Origin of the sequence: Microcoleus sp. Pol12B4 (assembly GCF_036701385.1) — a bacterium.
GTDB lineage: Bacteria > Cyanobacteriota > Cyanobacteriia > Cyanobacteriales > Microcoleaceae > Microcoleus.
Genome location: NZ_JAUBQR010000038.1, coordinates 14508 through 36336, shown reverse-complemented (window position 1 = coordinate 36336; position 21829 = coordinate 14508). Strand labels below are relative to the sequence as shown.

Annotated in this window: 17 protein-coding genes and 1 pseudogene; 9 read left to right on the top strand and 9 right to left on the bottom strand. The window is 44.5% G+C overall.

Going from position 1 to position 21829, the window contains the following annotated elements:
• Positions 1-2300: DUF4347 domain-containing protein (locus QUA38_RS07945; protein ID WP_333160679.1), on the bottom strand; the 2300-nt coding region annotated here is incomplete at its 3' end.
• Between the two features lie 532 nt (positions 2301-2832).
• On the opposite strand from QUA38_RS07945, the gene mtnA reads away from it, so the two are divergent.
• From mtnA to QUA38_RS07930, 3 genes are read left to right on the top strand one after another with little or no spacing between them, the layout of a single operon-like run.
• Positions 2833-3894 (top strand): S-methyl-5-thioribose-1-phosphate isomerase, encoded by a 1062-nt coding sequence (mtnA, locus tag QUA38_RS07940; RefSeq protein WP_333160677.1) that lies wholly within the window; start codon positions 2833-2835, stop codon positions 3892-3894.
• A gap of 37 nt (positions 3895-3931) precedes the next feature.
• Positions 3932-4420, top strand: a complete 489-nt coding sequence (locus tag QUA38_RS07935; protein ID WP_333160676.1) for a type IV pilin-like G/H family protein — start codon at positions 3932-3934, stop codon at positions 4418-4420.
• Between the two features lie 3 nt (positions 4421-4423).
• Entirely contained in the window at positions 4424-5281 is an 858-nt protein-coding gene (locus QUA38_RS07930) for a rhodanese-like domain-containing protein (protein WP_333160675.1), read from the top strand.
• Between the two features lie 126 nt (positions 5282-5407).
• Here the strand turns inward: QUA38_RS07930 and QUA38_RS07925 are convergent, their stop codons facing one another.
• On the bottom strand, positions 5408-5755 hold the full coding sequence (locus tag QUA38_RS07925; protein WP_015174783.1) for a hypothetical protein: 348 nt from the start codon (positions 5753-5755) through the stop codon (positions 5408-5410).
• Positions 5756-5996: 241 nt separating this feature from the next.
• On the opposite strand from QUA38_RS07925, the gene QUA38_RS07920 reads away from it, so the two are divergent.
• Complete coding sequence (locus QUA38_RS07920) at positions 5997-6956, top strand: cation diffusion facilitator family transporter (protein ID WP_333160674.1); 960 nt, start codon at positions 5997-5999, stop codon at positions 6954-6956.
• 115 nt (positions 6957-7071) lie between these two features.
• Here QUA38_RS07920 and QUA38_RS07915 read toward each other — a convergent pair whose 3' ends face one another.
• Both QUA38_RS07915 and QUA38_RS07910 read right to left on the bottom strand, forming a co-directional pair.
• On the bottom strand, positions 7072-7269 hold the full coding sequence (locus QUA38_RS07915; protein WP_333160672.1) for a hypothetical protein: 198 nt from the start codon (positions 7267-7269) through the stop codon (positions 7072-7074).
• Between the two features lie 218 nt (positions 7270-7487).
• Entirely contained in the window at positions 7488-11126 is a 3639-nt protein-coding gene (locus tag QUA38_RS07910) for an NACHT C-terminal alpha/beta 1 domain-containing protein (protein ID WP_333160670.1), read from the bottom strand.
• 349 nt (positions 11127-11475) lie between these two features.
• Here QUA38_RS07910 and QUA38_RS07905 point away from each other — a divergent pair, with 349 nt between their 5' ends.
• Positions 11476-11748, top strand: a complete 273-nt coding sequence (locus tag QUA38_RS07905) for a hypothetical protein (RefSeq protein WP_333160668.1) — start codon at positions 11476-11478, stop codon at positions 11746-11748.
• A 21-nt stretch (positions 11749-11769) separates the two neighbouring features.
• Positions 11770-12303 (top strand): DUF2726 domain-containing protein, encoded by a 534-nt coding sequence (locus QUA38_RS07900; RefSeq protein ID WP_333160666.1) that lies wholly within the window; start codon positions 11770-11772, stop codon positions 12301-12303.
• 96 nt (positions 12304-12399) lie between these two features.
• Here QUA38_RS07900 and QUA38_RS07895 read toward each other — a convergent pair.
• Positions 12400-12531 (bottom strand): annotated as a pseudogene (locus tag QUA38_RS07895) (GMP synthase (glutamine-hydrolyzing)); the annotation flags it as partial.
• Positions 12532-12920: 389 nt separating this feature from the next.
• Here QUA38_RS07895 and QUA38_RS07890 point away from each other — a divergent pair.
• Both QUA38_RS07890 and QUA38_RS07885 read left to right on the top strand, forming a co-directional pair.
• Complete coding sequence (locus tag QUA38_RS07890; protein ID WP_333160665.1) at positions 12921-14384, top strand: ABC transporter substrate-binding protein/permease; 1464 nt, start codon at positions 12921-12923, stop codon at positions 14382-14384.
• Positions 14350-15099 (top strand): amino acid ABC transporter ATP-binding protein, encoded by a 750-nt coding sequence (locus QUA38_RS07885; RefSeq protein ID WP_333160663.1) that lies wholly within the window; start codon positions 14350-14352, stop codon positions 15097-15099. The genes QUA38_RS07890 and QUA38_RS07885 overlap by 35 nt, the downstream gene beginning before the upstream one ends.
• Positions 15100-15246: 147 nt before the next feature.
• On the opposite strand, the gene QUA38_RS07880 is transcribed toward QUA38_RS07885, so the two are convergent.
• The 4 genes from QUA38_RS07880 to QUA38_RS07865 all read right to left on the bottom strand — a co-directional run bounded on the left by QUA38_RS07880 (position 15247) and on the right by QUA38_RS07865 (position 19506).
• On the bottom strand, positions 15247-15972 hold the full coding sequence (locus tag QUA38_RS07880) for a hypothetical protein (RefSeq protein ID WP_333160661.1): 726 nt from the start codon (positions 15970-15972) through the stop codon (positions 15247-15249).
• A gap of 18 nt (positions 15973-15990) precedes the next feature.
• The gene (locus QUA38_RS07875) at positions 15991-17298 is read right to left on the bottom strand and encodes a glutathionylspermidine synthase family protein (protein WP_333160659.1); all 1308 of its coding nucleotides are present in this window, start codon (positions 17296-17298) and stop codon (positions 15991-15993) included.
• 287 nt (positions 17299-17585) lie between these two features.
• Positions 17586-18230 (bottom strand): DUF1190 domain-containing protein, encoded by a 645-nt coding sequence (locus QUA38_RS07870; RefSeq protein WP_333160657.1) that lies wholly within the window; start codon positions 18228-18230, stop codon positions 17586-17588.
• 214 nt (positions 18231-18444) lie between these two features.
• A complete protein-coding gene (locus QUA38_RS07865; RefSeq protein ID WP_333160655.1) occupies positions 18445-19506 on the bottom strand; it encodes a UPF0104 family protein in 1062 nt (353 codons plus the stop codon).
• 254 nt (positions 19507-19760) lie between these two features.
• On the opposite strand from QUA38_RS07865, the gene QUA38_RS07860 reads away from it, so the two are divergent.
• Entirely contained in the window at positions 19761-21806 is a 2046-nt protein-coding gene (locus tag QUA38_RS07860) for a S8 family serine peptidase (RefSeq protein ID WP_333160653.1), read from the top strand.
• Positions 21807-21829 lie beyond the last annotated feature (23 nt).

Below are 21829 nucleotides of genomic sequence, written 5' to 3'. Positions count from 1 at the left end.
ACCGGGATAGAAGCAATTAAGGTTTGACCTTGGGTTCCCGGGGGATTGTTGGCGAAAAATTGGAGGGTGAAATTGGCACTGGGAATGCTGTTATAAGTTCCCGCGACGGTGACGCTGCCAGCACTGGCGGTAGCGGTAGTGAGTACCGGGGTGTTTTGGAAGTTGTTAGCACCGATGTCGGCGTCGCCTGCATCGTTGGCGGTGATGCCGTTGTTGCCGAGATCGATGCCGATGCCAAGGTTGGCGAAGATCGAGTTGTTTTGGATGCTGTTGCCGGTACCGGATGCTACAGCTACGCCGATATTGCCATTGTTGGCGATGATATTTCCTTCACCTGCTGCTGTACCGCCGATCGCATTATTAGTTGCTGCAGCGGTAATCTGTACTCCGATTGAGCTATTGCCTAAGGGGCTAGTACCGTTGGCTGCAACGCCGATGAAATTGCCGCGCAAAGTGTTGCCTGTTGCAGAGGCGCCTGTAATCTGCACGCCTAAACCGGCGCTGGGACTGCTGTTGCCGGAAATGATATTGCCAGCGCCTGCGACACTACCGCCGATCGTATTGCTGGGTGCATTGTCTACAACTACACCAATAGTGTTTGGCAAGGCAGCAGTGCCGGCGGCGTTGGTGCCGATGTAGTTGCCGAGTACAGAGTTGAGAGTGGCATTGGCGTTGAGAATTTGGACGCCAAAGCCGTCATTGCCGGAAATGATGTTGCGATCGCCCGCAGCAGTGCCACCGATCGTGTTGCTGGCAGCATCCTGTATGAGTACCCCAGTCAAGGTGTTGCCCAAGTCTGCGGTGCCGTTGACATCCGTGCCGATGAAGTTGCCCACGACTCTGTTGCCTGTGGCAGCGTTGCTGGTAGCAGGGGTGTTTTGAATCACTACACCGAAAGCATTATTGCCGGAAATGATGTTGCGCGCACCTGCGGTATTTCCGCCGATCGTGTTGTTGGGCGCATTCTGAATAGCCACGCCAAAACCGATGTTGCCCAAGTCTGCAGTACCGTTGATGTCGGTGCCGATGAAGTTGCCCAGCACAGTGTTGCCTGTGGCTGTGGCACCATCGATAAACACGCCAGCGCTGCCATTGCCAGAAATCAAGTTGCGATCGGCTACTGTCGTTCCGCCAACGATATTGTTAGAACCACCCGATATTTGCACGCCCGTCAAGGTATTGGGTAACGCAGCAGTACCAGCAGCGTTGGTGCCGATGATGTTGCCTAGCACTCGGTTGCCTGTGGCACCTGCGGCATTGATTAACACGCCGAAAGCATTGTTGCCAGAAATGATGTTGCGATCGCCCGCAGCAGTCCCGCCGATCGTGTTACCCGCCGCATTGTCAACTACTACGCCATTAGCACCGTTGCCCAAGTCTGCGGTACCGTTGGAATCGGTGCCGATATAGTTGCCAAGTACAGAGTTGCCTGTGGCGGTATTACCTAAAATGAAGATTCCAGAACCCTGAAAGCGATTGATTGCCAGTCCCCGAATGGTGCTGCCACTGCCGGTGATGAGTATGCCGTTAGTTGTAGCCCCGGCATTGGTTCCATCGAGTTGGATCAGTGGGGTGCCGGCGAATCCTGGCTGAGAGGTGCCGTCGATCGTTACGGCCTCGGTAATTATTGGTAAAGAAGTCAATGGCGCGATCGTCTGAACGCCTGCGACGGGAATGTTGAAGTTAATAATGTCCGCCCCAGCAAGGGCATTAGCTTGAGTAATTGCATCTCGGAGCGAACCAGGCCCAGAGTCAGCGGTATTAGTAACAGTGAATATCGCCAAGGTATGCGCGTAACTTGCCATTACCTCCGGCTCGATCGCCAATCCTGTTTTAATCGCGACCGTAGCGTATTCAAGTACCCAGTTTCCGCCTTTTTGGGCGCTCCCCGTAATATCTGAAGAAGCAGCAATATTAGCTTTTGTTAACTTGCTTAGCTTTTGTACAAAAGCCTCTCCTTTTTCACCTGCTGCTACGTTACATCCGTATAGCAGAATTTCAAATCGATTTTTAATTGAGTTTACAGATGACGAAAACCACTGTTTCAAACAGTCGCTATATGTTTCTAAATTGTCGGAATTCAGGATAGTTGGCCCTAGCTGCAAACTTCCAGATTCCCCGTGAGAAATAATGTGAACGCTTTCTATACCTTTGCGGCTCTGCAGTGCTTCGGCAATTTGTTCGATGCCGTCCCGCGTGCGATCGACTAAAATTACCTCTGTACCCGTTTTAACTCCTGTGGCCAGACTTTGCCAATCTTCAACTGCTGAATCTACGAATACTATTTGTTTGTTTTTCATAATTACTGTTTCCCCATGCACCTAGTTAGGTTTTCAAAATGTTGTTTCCGTGCGATGATAGTCGCTACTTCAATCCACCACAAATACGGCTACCACAAAACCTGCCTTTAACTCAGTACAAATTGTACAGACAAAGCTTTACGATTATCTATTTTGGTGATTCTTGTAAATCAGTTGGATCTGGAAAGTTGCTCGATCGCACTTTTTTATTCTCAACTTAAAAAAAGCAGACCCCAGGTACAGCTAGCTTGTTCCCGATTACGGAAATTTTTCAAAAAACGTAAGTATAATTTACACAACTTAATGTTCGGTTTTTTACTAAGTATACTTTGGTGAAAAAGAATCCAACTCTGTATAAGTTCCAAACCCAGAGAGTGGTAGGTATGCAGCAATTATTCAATCTCAAATCTCCTGTCTCGAAGCTAAAACCGCAGGGCTGGGATTTTGGCAAATTCAGCGTGTCCCTCATAACATAGAGGAATAGTCGCCTTCATGGCATCATAGAAACTTGTCCCTCACATCATTGAAATCGATGACCCCTCAAAACTCCCCTGTTTCCCCCGTCACTTGGAAAGAAGACAGAGTTCTGCTAATTGACCAAAACCGACTCCCGAAAGAATACGGTGTAGTCGAAATTAGCCGCTGCGAAGATATGGCTGAGGCGATTAAAACTATGATAGTCCGAGGTGCTCCGGCGATCGGGGTAGCAGCAGCCTACGGGATGTATTTGGGGGCGCGAGAAATCGAAACGGGCGATCGTACCGAGTTTTTTACTAAATTAGAACAAGTTGGCCAGTTATTGCGTTCCACCCGTCCCACTGCTGTTAATTTGTTTTGGGCCATATCGCGAATGCTTAAAACTGCCGAGAGAACTAGCGGTTCTGTCGAACAAGTGCAAAAAACTTTGTTAGAAATGGCCAAAACCATTCAAGCAGAAGACTTGCAAACTTGTAAAGATATCGGCGACAAAGGTTTAGAAGTTCTGCCAGCTACACCCGAAAAATTGAACTTACTAACTCACTGCAATGCCGGTGGATTAGCAACAGCAGGCTACGGAACTGCTTTAGGTGTATTTCGTTCTGCTTGGCGAGAAGGAAGACTCGGAAGAGTTTTTGCAGACGAAACTCGGCCCCGTCTCCAAGGTGCCAAACTCACCACTTGGGAATGCGTGCAAGAAGGAATTCCTGTCACATTAATAGCCGACAATATGGCCGCTCACTGCATGAAACTAGGCATGATTCACGCGGTAGTTGTCGGTGCAGATAGAATCGCTGCTAATGGCGACGCTGCCAATAAAATTGGCACTTACAGTTTAGCAATTGTTGCCAAAGCTCACAACGTACCGTTTTTTGTCGCTGCGCCTCTATCTACAATTGATTTTGAACTTTCCGACGGCAGCAAAATCCCTATTGAACAACGCGATCCAGTTGAAATGTATCAAGTTGGAACTACGCGAATTTGTCCTGTGGGAGTAGAATTTTACAATCCCGCTTTTGACGTGACTCCGGCGGAATTAATATCGGGAATAATCACAGAACACGGCACGGTTGCTCCTGGGGCATTGAAACAGTTTCAGGCAAAACAATTAGTTTAATTATATGTTTCTCAACTGCTCATTCCACCTGGTATCTGTGAAAATCAGCAGGATTTATAGCAGCAGCAACTGGCAGATAAAAGTTGCGATCGCAGCTCTAACTCTGCCAGTTGTTTTCAGTCCTGTCTCGGAAGCTCAAGTTTCACAAACGCTTGAAGCTAAGGAATCACAAGCGAAAAATTTTGTGCGTTCGATGAATAAAGCTCAGCAAGTTTACTATGCTGAAAAAGCAGGCTTTACAAGTTCTGTTTCCAATCTATTGGTTTATCTCGGTCTCCAAGTTAAACCTAACTCAGCCAATTACAGCTACTCGATCGGCATGATGAAAAAAGGTGCTGTATTTAACTACGGAGTATCGAAACAAGCTAATCTCAAAAGTTTTGTGGGGGGAGTCTTTTTGGTGGGAAACAAGACACAAACAATCTTGTGTCTAAATGCTGCTCCTGGCAAGACTAAACCAGCTAATCCAACTAATACCAAAGGGGTTTTAGCCTGCGGTGCTAATACAGCAAAAGTTACTCAATAAATTATGTCTAATTTACTGGGTAATTTAGCAAATAACTGGATAGTAAATGCAGATTTAGCTAAGCAATTGCTGGAACAAGAAGCTACTTTACTAGATGCTCGCGCACCCATTTTAAAGTGGTTTGGCCGTCTCCCGCCAGCTATTCCCGTAACTTGGCAGGAATTTTCTCAATCGCACTTTCCCCACAAGGGAAAAATTATCGAAAATAACACAGTTTTAACTCAAAAACTGCAAGCAATTGGTATTTGTCAAGAAAAACCTGTCATAGTCGTTGCCGATTCGGTGAAAGGGTGGGGCGAAGAGGGGCGAATTGTTTGGATGTTGCGGACTTTTGGACACGAAAAAGCAGTTTTTGTCGATGGAGGATATCGGGCTTTAATCAAAGCTGGAATTAATCGAGTAAAAGCTACAAACAATCCACCGAAAATAGGAGATTTTGTAATATCTCGCCGCTCGAATTGGGAAATTCGGCGGGATGAATTGACAGCTATTTTAGGATATGAGAATTTAGTCATTATTGACGCCAGAGAGCGGCGAGAATATGCAGGTAAAACGCCTTACGGAGAAAAGCGGGGCGGCCACATTCCCGGTGCGGTTCACCTTTACTATAAACAGTTAATGGATCGGCGCGGACAACTGCTAACCCGTGAGGAAATTGTCGCTATTTTGCAGCAAAAAGGAGTTTCGCAGTCAACTCAAATTGTGAGTTATTGTACTGGGGGAATTCGCTCTGCCTGGTTGACTTGTGTCTTGACAAATATGGGATTTAATGCTAAGAATTATGCAGGTTCAATGTGGGAATGGTCGGCTTCGCCTGCTGATAGGTATCCTTTGTCAGTAATCCTTTCACGGGCGGCCTAGAAACCCAACCCCTACTCCCCAAAAGAAAATTCAATGTTTGTGGAACAGGCTGGAAAGCCTGTTCTTGAGAATGGTATCTGAACTCAGATTCAACCTATTAACTACAAACGATCGAGGTTGAGAATCTCAACCCACTTGTTCGATATACTGAGCGAGATCGTCGCGCAGGCGGCTGAGTTCGGCTTCGGTGGTCACGCGCACGCGATCGTCCCTAACCGTAATCAGCACTTTCGCAGCAAAAGGAGTTGGCCAGATATTCGGGTTGCAGAAAACCTCCAAAAATACATCTCCTGCATACCGATATTCCATCGGTTTTTGGGGAGAAGCTTTAGCGCCAGCGGTTTTGGCTGCTACAGCTTTCAAGCTTTCCATCAAAGCTGCAATTTCGCTTTGCAAATCCCGCGCGGCTTGCGGGGAAAAGCTAAAGGAGACAGAACCTTCGACTAAATTCAGTGTCAGCGGAGAAAGAGACATGGGCAATGAAATTTAACATACTATTGTTAATGATAAAAAATATAGTAACCCAAAAGAAGTACATTCCAGCTCAATTGGACTGCGAAACTGCTATTAATTAAAAATTGTCTCAAGAAGCTAGGCTAAATTAATGAATATAAATCTAGTCGCAAGCTAGATTCAGCAATACTTTTAACCTGTTATGACTTGATAAGCTTTAAACTAGAAGCCTGAAAACTTGACGGCAGATCGAGGAGATTTTATGGTTGCCGATAACCGTTCCGAAGTCCGCAAGGTTTTAATAATTACCTTATTGCTCAATTTGCTGGTGATGGCAATTAAAGCAGCGGTGGGATTGCTGACTGGTTCCCTCAGTTTGCTGGCAGATGCTTTGCACAGCGTCACGGACAGCGCTAATAATATTTTAGGATTGGTAACTAATCATTATGCCAATCCGCAGCCCGATCGCGATCATCCCTACGGACACCAAAAATTTGATGCTCTCGGAGCTCTGGGAATTGCTGCTTTTCTGGGGATTGCCTGTTTTGAAATTCTCAGCGGTGCTGTCGAAAGGCTGATTAACGGCGGTAAAGTTGTCAAAATATCCCCAAATGAACTGTGGATTTTGCTGATTGTACTGGGGATTAATATTTTTGTCACTTTTTACGAGCGCAGAGTTGGCCAACGTCTCGGTAGCGCGATTTTAGTGGCTGACGCTCAGCACACGATGAGCGATGTTTGGGTGACAATTATGGTCATCGCCGGGTTGATCGGTGTTTGGCAAGGGCAGGTTTGGAATATACCTCAATTACAATCCCTGGATGTGTTTTTGTCTTTTCCTGTGGCTGTTTTGGTATTTAGCAGCGGTTGGAAGGTTTTAAGGGAAAATCTGCCTTGGTTGGTGGATGAAATGGCGATCGCACCGGAAGTTATTCACGCGATCGCAATGGATGTGCCCGGCGTTGTTAACTGTCACTCGATCGCCTCCCGCGGCCTGATCGGGCGTCAAGTGTTTATTGAAATGCACGCGATCGTCGATGCTGTTGATGTAGAAACAGCTCACGGGATTACAGAAGAAGTAGAAGCCCGGTTGGAAGAACGTTTCAGCCCTGTACGCATCTTAATTCACCTCGAGCCTCCTGCTTACAAGTCCGACCACATTAGCTACGATTCTGAAGAAAAGGAAGAAGGAAAGAGGAAGCAGGAAGGAGGAAAAATGTAGGCTGTATTTCCAGCAAACAGCAGCTTGAGGGATGAAGGATGAAGGCGGTTTTTGCGATCGCAATTCCTCTAATTTTTTAAATGCTATCAAGGGAATTAGAGCGATCGCACTTAATTTAGTAGCAGTTTTCCACAGGAAAAGGGGGTTTTTCCACAGAAAATGGCAAGTTTTCCACAATAGATCGATCGGCTGTCGTCGATTTCTGTCTTTCTATTTGTATAAATTCCAAGTATTTTGAGTTTCTGTAGCCATTTCCCCCCACAAATGCCAAGGTAGCAAAATCTCCATTTTTGAACCGAGAGCTCGCAGCCATCTCAACGGGTAGTGCGGAGGGAATTTTTACTTTATTTTATCTGGTGCTAGCCTATCTACTCTCGATCGTAGCGGAAATTCTCCTACTCTGTTTTAGCTGACGATTCTCTTAATTCAGAGAAAGATGAAGAAAAGTTACGATCGAGTTGGATTTGGGGGAATGAGTGCGATCGGGCCTGAGTTGGTGAAAAAGCGATCGCCTTCTGCCAAAATCAAAATTCAAGCCTCCAAAATCGATCGATGCAGCCATTTCAAAACTGCATCGATGAGATTCGGATGGTTAGGAGAAATGCGTTTTACATTGTCGCATGGTCGAGCGGTGATGATTGCGATCGTGCCTCCAAAAGCACTCAGTGCAGTTAGAAAAGGTTCGCTGAATTCGCGATCGATTTTAGAGTTGTAGAACACCAAAGCAACTCGTTTTTCTAGGTTTCTCAAATTCAGTCGCCAATAGGCTTTGAGCAGTGGCATAGTTGTGGGTATTCCTTCTTGTCGTTCTGGACAACCTTGCTCTACCATTTGAATGTAGATATCAGTGGCGGGATTATCTGGAGGGTTAAATTCGCTACCATCAATACAAATCAGTTGTACTGCTCGATCGAGTTCTTCATTATGGGAAACCGCAGACTGAATAACTGACAATTGCCCAACAAGCTTAAGGAGTTGAGGAGTAGAAGAGTTAGCAATAGAGATGTTTTCAAATGCCTCTAAGTCAGTACAGGATGGTTGAACGCAACAAGCGTCATAAAATTCCGTATAACTCAAGTGATTAGCACAATGCCACAGCACTGAATGAGCAATTATATATAAATCAGTGTCCAACTTAGCAACTGCATCTTCCACATAATCCTTTAGACCAAAAACTAGCCTTTGCAGTTGTGCTTTGTGAGTAATTTGTTTTAATTCGGCGGCAACCAAGTATTGAATTTGATTATCTTTGATTAAATTTACTAACTTCTCAATAATCGATTGTTTTGATAATGGTTCAATGTTAATCAAAATTTTAATACAAATAAGGCGCAATATATTATCTTTATTTGTTTGGATAATTTCAATTATTTTATCGATCAGTTCAAAATTATTTTGTTGAATTTTGGCCATCGCAATTTCTTCGCAATTAAATAATTTCCCGGTAAACTTATTTTGCATCAAATTTGTAAGGTTTAATTTTTCTGGAGCGCTAATTATTGAGACAAATTCACTATATTCTTTTTCCATGAAATAATTATTTATATTTTCTGTATCGTTACTTGTAGTTGACTTTAACTCTTCGTTTGTATTATGATATTCTTCTACTTCATTAGCAATTAATTGGGATAATTTATTAATACATTCTACAATAAAGCCTTGGTTTTCCAAATAATCAAATAAAGATTTAATTAATGAATACATAATTACTGGTTCCTGTGAGTTATCTAACAAGTCGATGATTGCTATGTTGACTTTTGAAATATCAATATCAAGTCTCTTGACTACACTAATAGCAGGAATAATATTTATGTAATTGTCTGGATTTTGACTTATGAAATTAATCAAAGCATCCAATACTTCGTGATTGTTGACTAAAGCGTTATGATTTAGGCTGAGTTTGTCTAAATGTGAAATAGCTTGCGCTTGAATCGTAAGATTTTGACTATTTAAAAATGATATTAACTTACCAATAACCACTTTGTCCAAAATCTGAGAATCCATTAAAACATTAATAATTAAAACATTGTGTAATTCGTATTGTTCATCTTCTCTCAATAAAGCATTAACTAAAAAATCACCGGCAATTTGCTTGAAATTATCATTTTTTAAAGCTATTTTTGCTACTTCTATGGCACGTCCCTCACGATCGTCTTTTAATAATTTAGGGATTAATACTTTTAAGCATTCATGCTCCGGGTTGATTTTAAATAAAACTTCCAAAAGGCTCGATAGTTCGTAAATTTCTAAATCCGTATTATTATTGATGACTTCACTTATAATATCACAGGCTTCTTTGGAAGCGTAATATTTTAACGATTCTATGATGAATTCCTCATAACCCGGAAACAGTAATTTGTATACTGTTGTTTGTGTATTCTCATCCAAGCAAACGCAATACACCCATCCAGCAATAAATTCTATTTCGCCAGATTGACACCAGTAAACTATATTTAATGGTAGCAGCTTAAGCCTATACATATTTTTCCATTTATCTTCTTTAAAATTGGTTATTGTGTCGCTCAATTCTTTCTTTAGGAGTGCTGAGATTTGGGAGCTTTCTAACCATAATATAGCTACTTCTAGCCATTGATTTTCAAAGATTCGATAGCGCTCCATGAAAAATTGATAATTATCAATTACTAAAGATAAAGATGCAAAATATTCCTGGAATGTAGGATGAAAGAATGCGTAAACAGGTTCATCTGTTGCAGATTCTCGATCTACCAAATTCAGCCAACCGAGATCCCAGGCTAATTTAAACAGCCTATCGCCCATTTCTTGCTGAATTAAACTCAGTGGCAACCGAAATCTAGCATCGCTATCCAATCCTGCTATAGACAAACGACCGAGGGCTTGATGTAATTCTTCTCGCAAACCTGGTTGAGTCGCCCAATCAATAACCGTTTGGGATGGTTTCCACTCATAGAAATAGCGGACAAAGTGTTGATATAGTTCGGCTTTGGTTTCGGGTAATTCGACTTGCTTATTTTGGCTGAATATTTGACACAGTAGAGATAAGCGAAGCGGATTTTTTACGAGTTGGCGGATGCGTTCTTTTTGGGGTTCTTGCAGCTTTTTCTGTAACTCCTGTCCCCGTTGAATATTTTTTGCTTCAGCAAACCACTGCTGAATAAAATCATCTACTTGCTCTTGTTTAAACTCCTGAGTTTTGTAAGTATCAAAACCTGTGAGGGGATTCTTGAGACTGGCATCCCAAACATTGGTTCGACAGGTCAAAACAACTCGCACATTACCCAACCAATCAGTAAGCTGGTTTCGGATTTCTTCTAAGGACAAACAACTGTTCGCCCCTACAGCCATTTCATCAACACCATCGAGTAACAGCCACACCCCACCGTGACGCAAGCGTTTTTGTAGAGATGTTTTGTGAGACTTCTCTACATCAATATCAGGATAAACCAGAGCCATAGCTTCCGGCAACCATTCCTGAAGGATATAGTCTTTCAGTGTCTTTCCTTGCAAACTTGCCAGCGCAATGCAAATCGGCAAATCTTGATTATTTTCCTGAATGTGAGTGGCGATTTTATCTAACAGCGTTGTCTTTCCTGCTCCTGGTTCGCCGACAATAGCAATATGTTTATTTTTTCCAGTAGGGTTTTGTTCAATAACGTCAGTCATGAATTCATCATGTTCGTAAATTCGGGTAACGACTTCCGGTTCTAATTGATGCAACAGTTCCATAGGCACATTACCACTGCGACGCTGCTGCTGTTTCCGTTCGATTAAACCTAGCGGTACAAAAACATTGATTTCAAATCCCAATTCTGTCGCTCTCCGTCTGAAGCGTTGCTCCTCTTGCTGTTCATTTAACATTTCTTGGCAAACTCGCTGCCAATCAATCGCAATGTTTGGCTGTGGCTCTAGTTCGGAATTCTGCAAGTTTGAGTCATGTTCGGCAATAAATTTTATGGGTTCAAATCCTAATGCTTTAAGAATTAAGATGACCTTACTGCGATCGCGTGGCGTACCTTGAAAAAAGCGTTTTATGGTACTGAGACTCACATGAGCTTGTTCTTCAAGATTTTCTTGAGACCAGCCCCGTTTGTCTGGATTTAGTGGCTTTTCCAATTCAGCCATCCGTTGACGAACTTTATCCAAACCTGCGCCATCAATCCGAATCCTTCCAGATGCCATAGCTTGACTCATTCCTAACAACTAGAGTGGATGAAATTGAGAATTTTGCATCAGTTGCATAGCCCGCCAGGGGTTTAAACCCCTGGCTGATAGCGAAAGTCCTCTAAAAGAGGACTAAATGCTGACCCAAAAAAGCGCTCTTCAGTCCACTTGAGTGGACTTTCGCTATCAGCCGTGGACTTGAGTCCACGGCGGGACAACAGCACAGGCGCAAAATCTCAATCAAAACTATCCCTAGCATAGTCAGCATCAAGTTTCTTGACCAGTTCAGATCAGTTCACTTTTTTCTGAACCGTTTTGCTCTGGAGAAATCCAGTTGACTCCAATAGGCTTGAATCATTAACACTCAAAGGTTCAGCTTATGACAGCCTTCCAACTCAGCCTTTTCCCAGACGAGCCACCCACTCCCCTCGACTCCCTTAACAAAAAGAGAAGGGTAAAACTCCCATCCCAACCAACTGTAATTGAGCAATCCTGCACAACCCATAGAGCCGCACAACTGTTGGAGGTATCCACCACAACTCTTTACCGCGCTCGGAAAGAAGGCAAACCTTACCAGAAGGGCACTTGGACTGCCACCGCTATTGGTGCAAACGCTTGGACAGTCGTCTACAACCTCTTTAATTCCCACTAACCCTAATCGGAAATAAAACTCATGCTATACGCCTTGGACTATGACAATTCTTTGTCTTCATTTCCCCAATTCCAAAGCGGAGAAATCATCAACGAGTTAGAAACGATCGCTATCGATATTCTAGAGATGATTTTAGGCGATCGCTTCCGTTACTGTCCCCAAGTTCCCCTAGAAATCATCTGTTCTCGTCCAGAAACTTTCACCCGTCTTCCCATTGAACTTTGGAAATTTTGGGTGAGTTCCAGAGTCGATATCGCCTTGATGGAACGCGGTTATTGTGCTAGTCGCAAAGCCAAACTGGTGATAGAATGTCAATCTCATTGGCACGATCGCCCAGAGGTGCAGGAGCGCGATCGCAAAAAAGCCCGACTCCTTGCATCTGTTGGCGTTCCCTTAGTATACCTGCGACAAATTGATCGAGATCGACGCTTCTATCGTTTCTACACTCCCAATGGACAAAAAGAAGTCTTCTACAACTCAATTACCCAACAAGGACGGACAGAAATGGAAGCATTTTTGCAACACTATTCAACACAGTTGACTGTTGACTGTTGACTCTTAGACTATAATTTTTCTGTGTAAGTCCTGTAATTAACACAGGACTTACAGACGGCATCTATCCAAATCGAAAATCAATAATCGACAATGGTATTACTCCCACTCTATCGTTCTCGGCGGCTTAGGAGTAATATCGTAAACCACCCGATTCACCCCCTTAACCTCATTCACAATCCGATTCGAGATCAGTTCCAACAAATCGTAAGGAACCCGCGCCCAATCAGCTTTTGCTCTGATCTACTGAATACCCTGTTCCACAAATGGAATATGCTGGATGATTACAAATACCGATCGCAAATAGGACAACGGTACAACATTGGTGGGAGTTGTGCGGGCAATCTTTACCTTCTAAAAAGTTAAAAAATGTGCATTTTTGACATTTTTTAAATATAAGTTTGTGGCACAATCATCTATCTGTAGCCATGGACGGATTAATGCCTTTATAACCGGGTTATTTACCCTTGTTAAAGGCTAATTATGCAGTTTGTTTGTCCATCAAACCTGGTTTCTGGCAACCCGTGCGTCCAGGAGTATATCTTCCTTTACAATGGTGACTTGATTCCGATTTGTGGTATATTTTCTGGGCAAGGGGATTTTTTAGGACAATGTTCGATATGAAACGTTTAAAATTAAAATCAATGCTGGCGGCGGCGATCGCGATCGCCCTTTGTTTAATCGCGATCGCCAGCTACGCCCAAGCCAACAAGACTTTAACACTGGCGACTTCCCCAGACTACCCGCCCTATGAATTTAAAGATACGGCTGTTAGCGGCAACGAAATCATCGGTTTTGACATCGATATTGCCAAATATATTACTAAAAAATTAGGCTACGAGCTAAAAGTAATTGGCATGGATTTTAACGGCTTAATTCCTGCTTTGCAGGCGGGAAGAGCCGATTTTGTCATGGCTGGAATGACTCCCACAGCAGAAAGGAAAAAAAATGTTGATTTTTCTGACCTTTACTACGAAGCTCAAAATACAATTGTCGCCAATAAAGGCAGCAATTTGACCAAAGCTGAAGATTTAGCCGGGAAAAAAGTAGGCGTTCAACTCGGAAGTATTCAGCAGGAAGCTGTGAAAAAAATGGCCGGGGTGCAACTGGCTGCTCTCAATAGGATTCCTGACATCATTCAAGAAATTAAATCGAACCGCATCGCGGCAGGAGTGATCGAGGATACTGTTGCTACGGGTTATGCAGCAGCGAACCCGGACTTGGAATTTAACACAATCCCGAATACTCAAGAAAGCGGTTCGGCGATCGCCTTTAGCAAAGGTTCGAGATTAGTTCCAGAATTCAACCGAGTCCTCCAGCAAATGAAAGCCCGCGGTCAAATTAAGGAACTAGCTACTAAGTGGTTTTCTCGACCAATTCCGCAAGAACCTGCTCAAGCAAATCAGCCTGCGGTAGCGCCCAAGTTCGGGTTAGATTTTGGCAAAATCTTGCCGAGTTTGCCTTATATTTTGTCCGGGATTGGGGTAACGCTAACTTTTACCTTGCTGTCGGCATTTCTCGGATTTATCTGGGGAATTGTCCTGTCTCTGTTGAAGATTTCTAGCATTAAACCGCTGTTCTGGTTTGCCACTGCTTACACCTCAATTTTTCGAGGAACGCCGCTAATTTTGCAGTTGACTTTAGTTTATTTTGCAACGCCCCAGCTTACGGGCTATAATATATCGGCGCTGCAAGCTGGCGTGATTACTTTTTTCCTGAATTCTGGGGCTTATATTTCCGAAACAATCCGCGCGGGAATTCAAGCCGTAGATAAAGGTCAAAAAGAAGCCGCAGAATCCCTTGGCGTTCCCTACAAACTGATGATGGGCGATATTATCTTGCCGCAAGCGTTGAAAAATATTTTGCCTGCATTGGTGAATGAAAGTATTGCTTTGCTGAAGGATTCAGCTTTAGTTTCAGTAATTGGCGTAGAAGACTTGCTGCGCCGCGCTACAATTGTGGGAGCAGAAAAGTATATTTACTTTGAACCTTTGATATTTGTCGGCGCAATTTATTATTTGATGGTGCTTAGTTTAACTTGGGGGGCAAATGTACTCGAACGCAGACTCCAAACTAGTAGTTAAGGTCGATCGCCTGTATAAATCTTTTGGCAATCTGAAGGTTTTGCGCGAAATAACTACTGAGATTCATAAAGGAGAAGTGATTGCCATTATCGGCCCTTCGGGGTGCGGCAAGTCTACTTTTTTGCGGTGTTTGAATTTACTGGAAATTCCGACTTCGGGACACATATACATTGACGGAGTGGATATTACTTTGCCGAAGGTAGATATTATGAAAATCCGCCAGAAAGTGGGTATGGTTTTTCAGCATTTCCACTTGTTCCCACACATGACTGTGCTGCAAAATGTGATGTATGCCCCTGTAAAGGTGAAGCAGGTGGCTAAGGATGAGGCGCGTCTGAAGGGGTTAGAATTGCTGGAAAAAGTGGGTTTGTCAGATAAGGCAGATGTTTATCCTTCTAAGCTTTCGGGGGGACAAAAACAGCGGGTGGCGATCGCCCGCTGTTTGGCTATGGAACCGGATATTTTGTTGATGGACGAACCGACTTCTGCACTCGATCCAGAAATGGTTAAAGAAGTGTTAGATGTAATGAAAGCTTTGACGAAAACGGGCATTACAATGGCAATTGTAACTCACGAAATGGGTTTTGCGCGGGAAGTCGCCCACCGGATTTTGTTTCTGGATGGGGGAAAGGTGGGGGAAGATGTGCCGCCGCAGGAGTTTTTTAGTAACCCGAAGTGCGATCGCGCCAAGCAATTTCTGGAAAAAATGCTTTAATTCATATAAGAATTAGAGTTTTTAACCGCAGAGGACACAGAGTTAGAGGAGAAAGAGAAAGTTCCGGTAGAGTGCGTCAGGTTGGAGATGCTCGATCGCCACGGAAAGTATAATAATGTTGATCCGATGATTAACTTGGTAATTCTGTTAGAAAAAAGAGAGAATTCTTTGAATCACCTGGGTATTAAAATCTTTCGGGAAGCGGTGTCTTTCCTGAGCGTGATCGAGAAAGAAAGTCTTGGGATAATAAGCAAGACAGGCTTCCATCTCGCTAATCTTTTCTAATAAGGGTTCAATGCGATCGATTTTGTCGGGATGGCGATGTTGGATGAGAGTCGCAGCATTCCTAAAATGCCGCCCCTCATCCTGCGTGACCAAATGTCCTACGCGAGCAAAGCCCTTCCCATAGTGTTGGTAGAATTCCTTAATATCCCGGTGATAAGACCACACGGAACCCATTTCGTCAAACATTAAACCAACTAGAATGGTGAATTCGTTCTCAATCAGAAACGAGATCGGTTCGAGTTCATGCACCCGGCTCTGGTTTTTTTGGTCGATCGCCTCTGGGGACAAACCTGATACCATGTGATAGACCTTACGTAGAGCAACGTAGTGCCGTAATTCGTCTTGCAGCCAAAGTTCGATCGCACTCATGAATTCTAACGAGAACTCCGAACTGCGAGAGAGCAGATGCTCGTAGAGTGGCTGACTGTCTCCCTCAGAGAAAACATCTCGGCTCAGGAGATCCATAAATCCAGCCTGAATTGTAGGCGCAACTTCGGGAATTTTCAACTCATCGGCAATAAATTCATCTACACTCCACTCACTGCTAAGAATCGGAATTCCCCGGACATCATGAGTTTGTAATTTCATAGTTATTCTGATTAGAAGTTAAGTATTCACCAGACGATCGCTCACGATATGCGGAACGATTAAGCAATGTCGTCCGGTGATCGGATTGGTATCTCCGCGCAATACGATGCCGGATGGAGTATCGCCGACAATCCAGGAACCTACGACGAAGTGGTAGCCAAAATATTCGGGTAAGGGTTGATAGGACTGAATAATGAATCCTTCGCGATCGTAGCCCATCGACTCGCGGGCGTGAACGGCTCCGGCAACAAAATCGCCTGTTTCAATAGAAACCCCAACACCTTCTAGACCGACGAGGGGCTTTTTGACGTGCATTTGGGTCAGTAATGCTGTGGATTCGATCGAGATAGTATCTGTGAAGAAAGTGGGTAGCAAGAATTGAGCGTACACTGGGTGGTTGCGAAATAATTCCCACATCCACACCATCGATCCTTTATTGCTTAAAATCTGTTTCCACAGCGGTTCAATGATTTTTACGTCCCCTGCTATCAGGCGCGATGCTAGGGCTTCATCTGCGTTAAAAGATTCGCTTGCGAGTTGCAAATCCAGCCAATCGATGATTTTCCACAGCCGCATGATCCGATTATTGAATTGATCGACAAAAAATCCTTCTTCATCCACGCCCAGATGGTTACGCAATCCTACAAGCTGGGTGAAAAAGCGATCGTTTCCCAATTCTTGATTAATAATTTCGACCAGTTGTCCTGCCATCTCGGTATCTTCTGACAGATGCTCGTCAATTAACAAGCTCAGGCCGAACTGCTTTAAATCATAATGACGACTTAGAGTGCGGAATCGACCCGCAACTTCGTCCCAAAAGTTGTTGAACTGATTGGCATCGTTGGGAAGCGATCGCAAATCTCGGTTTGTTTTTTTCATGTCATCTAACCACAGCCATTGATAGACTGTTTCTGCACCCAAGAGAGGAGTTTCGCCGTTGATTTCTAGAAGGCTAATTTTTCCATCTTCAGTGACGGCCAGATCGAAACGGGTATAAAGAGACATATCTTCTGCTTCGTCAACCCGATCCCACGAAACCTGAAGTGCTTCCCAGAAAGCAGGGGGAATAGCGAGTTTTTTCATCCGATTTTCTAGGCCATCAGCGGTGAAAAACCAGTCCAAAAACTCCCGACACATATCCCAAAGAGCCTCAGTAGCATCCCAGATGCTCGCCTCTTCCTGGCGCGAAAACATCACCCCAAAGGGACGGTCTAAGGCTTCTGCCCAGTAGCGTTGGTTGATGTCTGCAAGAGGCTGACATTGGTAGGCGTTATCTAATACGTGCTGCTGCCAGTTGCGTCGTCGCTGAAACAAAAAGGGATACATGGATGAAGGGCCTTGCTAGTGGTGTGGAACTCAAGGATCTACAAAAACAGATAAAAGAACTAGAGAAAAAATAGTTGTGGGATGAATGGCCGCTCAAAAATACTTGCATCATATCAATTCCGGCTGCGCCGAAATGATATCAAATCCGTGCTCCGAAGTCGGGCGTAAAGTCGAATCAAGCTGCCAACAAATAATTCGCGCAATTTTCATTTTTTTGACTCACAGTCAGCAGTCAACAGTCAACAGTCAACAGTCAACAATGATAAGGAGTGCAACCGGAATCGATGTCATTTGCCTCCGCTTCCCAAAGGAGCCGTGGAGCGGACAGAAGTACCAAAGCTCCCTCGTCCCTTGATGGTTCCCCGAGCTGCGTGGCCTGGGGGGCGATTTGGGGTATCGCGACTGGAGGAAAAGTAGGGAGAATCTAGCGGTATGCCCTGTAGGGGACGAGTAATCTGGGTTCTATCTGGAGTTACAATTCCGATGTTGGAGCGGTAAACGGGTTGCACTGGATAAATCGTGTAGGAGCCACCGTTGACCACTGTTGGAGGGGCATCATCATCGACATCATCGGTGAAATAGAAGCCGCCGAACTCTGGTCGCCATCCGGGGGTAGCAACGCTGGAATTCGATACCTGCGAGCAAATGCTTGCTGTGTCTTCTTGGCATTCTGGCTGCGTGCGATACACGGGCGTAATGCGTTCGTATTCCTGCATTGCGTACCGGAACTGGGCCTGACACTGCTCTTTGGTGAACCCGTTGCTTTGGTTCGTCGCATCCACAATACATTGCTGTTCGGATTCGTAGTAGCGTACTTCGTTGGGTTGCCGCAACATGGTATAAGCAAGATAGCCTAATCCACCGCTTGCCAGTACACCTGATGTGATTAGAAGGTAACGAATTGTTGTCGTTCGATTGTTGTTATGAGTCATGGCTAACCGGAGGTTAGAGTCGTTATTTCAAGGAACCTGTAATGTGATGAATTTGCTGCCACTGAGATGATTGGATTTACACGGCCCGCCAAAGTTCAAGTAATTTACCTAAGTCTGTGAGTTGGCACTCATGACTTGGACTATAGCTTTTACTACATTGCCCGATTCAGGGATTCCTCGAACGCAGCAAATTATCTTCCTCAAATATTTTATTTTAAATTCGCCTTTTTTGACTGCGCTGATTTCGCTGGCGATCGAGCTTCGCTAAAAATGCACCCGAAACATCCGCCAGAATGCTAATTATCCGATACAAAGCCACGGCACTCAGAATTATACCCGTAGAAAAGCGATCGGACAGCAGGGCGATCGCCGTTGCTTCAAATACTCCCATTCCCCCCGGTGCTCCCGGTACGACTAAACCGACAACAAACGCAAAACAAAAAGCACCGAACAAGTTGGGAATATTGCTAAAGTTCACCGGAGTTAAAGCCGTTACAGTTAGCAAAAAACCGCAGCCCCGCAATCCAATAAAACACATTTGTCCGATTAACGGCACTAAAGGATAGCGTTTAATTGGCAAATTAATTTGGCGACGGGACTTGACAGCGGATGTTTTTTTGGCTAGATTGGAAGTAGACTCTGTAGTAATATTTAATTGCTCGTCCGCAGCCTCCCCAGTATTTGAATTTTCTGCATTGTTCTTTGATAACTTCAACCGCTCTACAAAGAGAACGATCGGATTTAAAATTCGGGGATGAATCGCGGTTAAAATGGCAGCACAACCCACAATCCGCAAAAACCCATTGAATTTGTCAAAACAAATCAACCCAATCAAAACGCCAGCCGAAGCCATTAGCAGCGGTTCCAGCAACACGCTGAGAGTAGCAGCTTTGGGGAAAATTCCTGCTTTTTTTGCGTCCAATATTCGACCCCAAAAATGCCAAATATTCCCCGGTAAATACTTGGCAATATTAGTTTTGAGAAAAACTTGAATCGCCCACGCAGCAGTTACAGGTTGGCGGAATTCCCGCAAAATCAACATCCACACCCAGCCGACAAAAATTAGAGAAAGTAAAGTGACGCCAAGGGCGATCGCCAGCAACGGAAAACTTTCGGCTCGAATTTGGATATTCGCGACTTCTCGCCAGTGAGTTAAAAAAGCTTTGGCAATAAATAAAAACGTCCCGCCCAAAATCAAATAGCGCAAATAAGGCTTTAAATGCGACTTCGCGATGTTCAAAAATTTTTGAATTCGATGCAAGTGTTGTTTCCCCATTTTCTGATCCCGATTTTGAATTTGGGATTAAGTTATACTGTTTTAGATTTTATATTTTAGATGGGCTAAGGCGGAATTGTGGTTGATTTACACGGCAGGATATGACGGAATAAATCTGTTTAACCTAACCTATGCAGACCTCTACAGACTGTGCGTAATGCGCGCATTAAAGACTATCTAGGGCGTTTTTAACCACAAACTTAAATTTAAAATCTAAAATTTAGATCGATATACCTCACTAGGAGTACATTTCTATGCCCGGCCCGAGCCCTGACGGTTTTTCCTATCTTTTAGATGATAGCCCCAACAGTTTCGCCTTGACTCCGGGCTTTTTGACTCCTTATCCTAACGGATTTTTTGCCCTCGGCGGCAACGATTTTATTGTCGGTTCGTCGGATGCCGAAATAATTAGCGGTGATAATGGTAACGATCGCATTCTCGGCTGCAGCAATTCCGATACCCTGTTCGGGGGTGCAGACAACGATTTGCTTAACGGCGGTGTCAACAGCGACATCCTGTTTGGCGATGCCGGCAGCGATACCTTGCAGGGAGGTAAGGGAGAGGACGCCCTCAACGGTGACTCTGGCAGCGACGTTTTAGTGGGCGATGGGGGTAAAGATACGCTGACAGGGGGTTTGGGCCCAGATACCTTTGTCCTCCGCAGCGACTCCGCAGTCTCCGATCCGGCTGCTGCAGACGTTATTACTGACTTTAACAGTTTTGTGGATTCGATCGGGCTGACTGACAATCTTACCGAAGCTGACTTGATTCTCGAAGAAATATCGATCGCCCCCGGTATTTCCAATACATTAATTAAAATTCGCCAATCCAATGCTATTTTAGGCTTGGTAGCCAACGCATCTCCACAAGACCTCGCCTCTACATTCATCTCTGCAACTACCGTATTGCGCAACCAACTGGATCAAGCTCGCGATTTAGGCGTTTTGGGCGGCACTCAAACGATCGCAGACTCGGTTAGCAACGCCCGGCCAGACGGTCTTTACCGCTTTACTTTGCCTGCAAGTAGCGACTTTAAATTAACTGTCAGCGGTTTGACAGCGGATGTTGACGTGGCATTAATTAAAGATCTTAACGGCGACAATTCTATTGACTTCACCGATATTATTGCTTCTTCTCAACAACCGGATTTATCGCCGGAGTCGATCGAGATCAACGGTTTAGACGCAGGAACTTACTTTGTCCGAGTTTATCAATACCAAGGCAGTACAGATTTCACCCTAAATCTGTCTGCAACCCCTGCAACTGTTTCTCCTAACAATCCGAGCAACTTGCAAGGTTTTGACTCTCGTTTTGGGTTCGGTTTGGTAAATGCAGCGGCGGCAGTTGCTAAAGCTCAAGGTACTGCAACTTTTCCTGATGTTCCCGACTTGGGCGGCGAGGAGTGGGGCAGAGATTTAATTAAAGCTCCGGAGGTTTGGGCCCGGGGCTTGACTGGAGACGGAATTGTGGTGGCAGTTATCGACAGCGGAGTTGACTACAATCACCCGGATTTGACGGGGAATATTTGGAGTAATGTGGGGGAAACTGGTGTTGATACGATCGGTCGCAATAAAGCTAGCAATGGGGTTGATGATGACAACAATGGCTTTGTTGACGATTTCCGAGGATGGGATTTTGTCAACAACGATAATGACCCGATGGATGATAACAATCACGGCACTCATATATCGGGTTTAGTTGCTGCGAAAAAAGATGGGGTGGGGATTACTGGAACTGCTCCAACAGCGAAGATTATGCCTTTGAAAATACTCGATAGTGCCGGGGTAGGTAAAATTCGGGATGAAATTAATGCGATTAATTATGCGGTGGCAAATGGAGCAAAGATTATTAATGTGAGTTTGGGCGGCCTACAGTTGAATGCTCAAGAATTGGATGCGATTCGAGTGGCTGAATCTCAAGGTGCGAGCGTGATTTCGGCGGCGGGAAATGATGCTCGCCCACAAGTAGATTATCCGGCTCGGTTTGCCAATGAGGTAGGAATTGCTGTCGGTGGTGTTACCCGAAATGGCTTGTTTGCAAATTATTCTAACCGGGCGGGTTCGGAGACTATTAATTATTTTGTTGCTGCGGGCGGCGACGCTGGCACAACGGATTCTGGTGACATTTATTCAACTGTGCCGCTTTCTCAACCGGGGATTCCCTATCGATATTTTGCGGGTACTTCAATGGCAGTGCCACAAGTATCCGGCGTGATAGCTTTAATGTTACAAGCTAATCCGAGTCTGACTCCTGCTGATATTAAGAAGATTCTTGCGGAAACTGCTAATCGAGCGGTTTGAATTTGATGCAAGTGCGATCGATC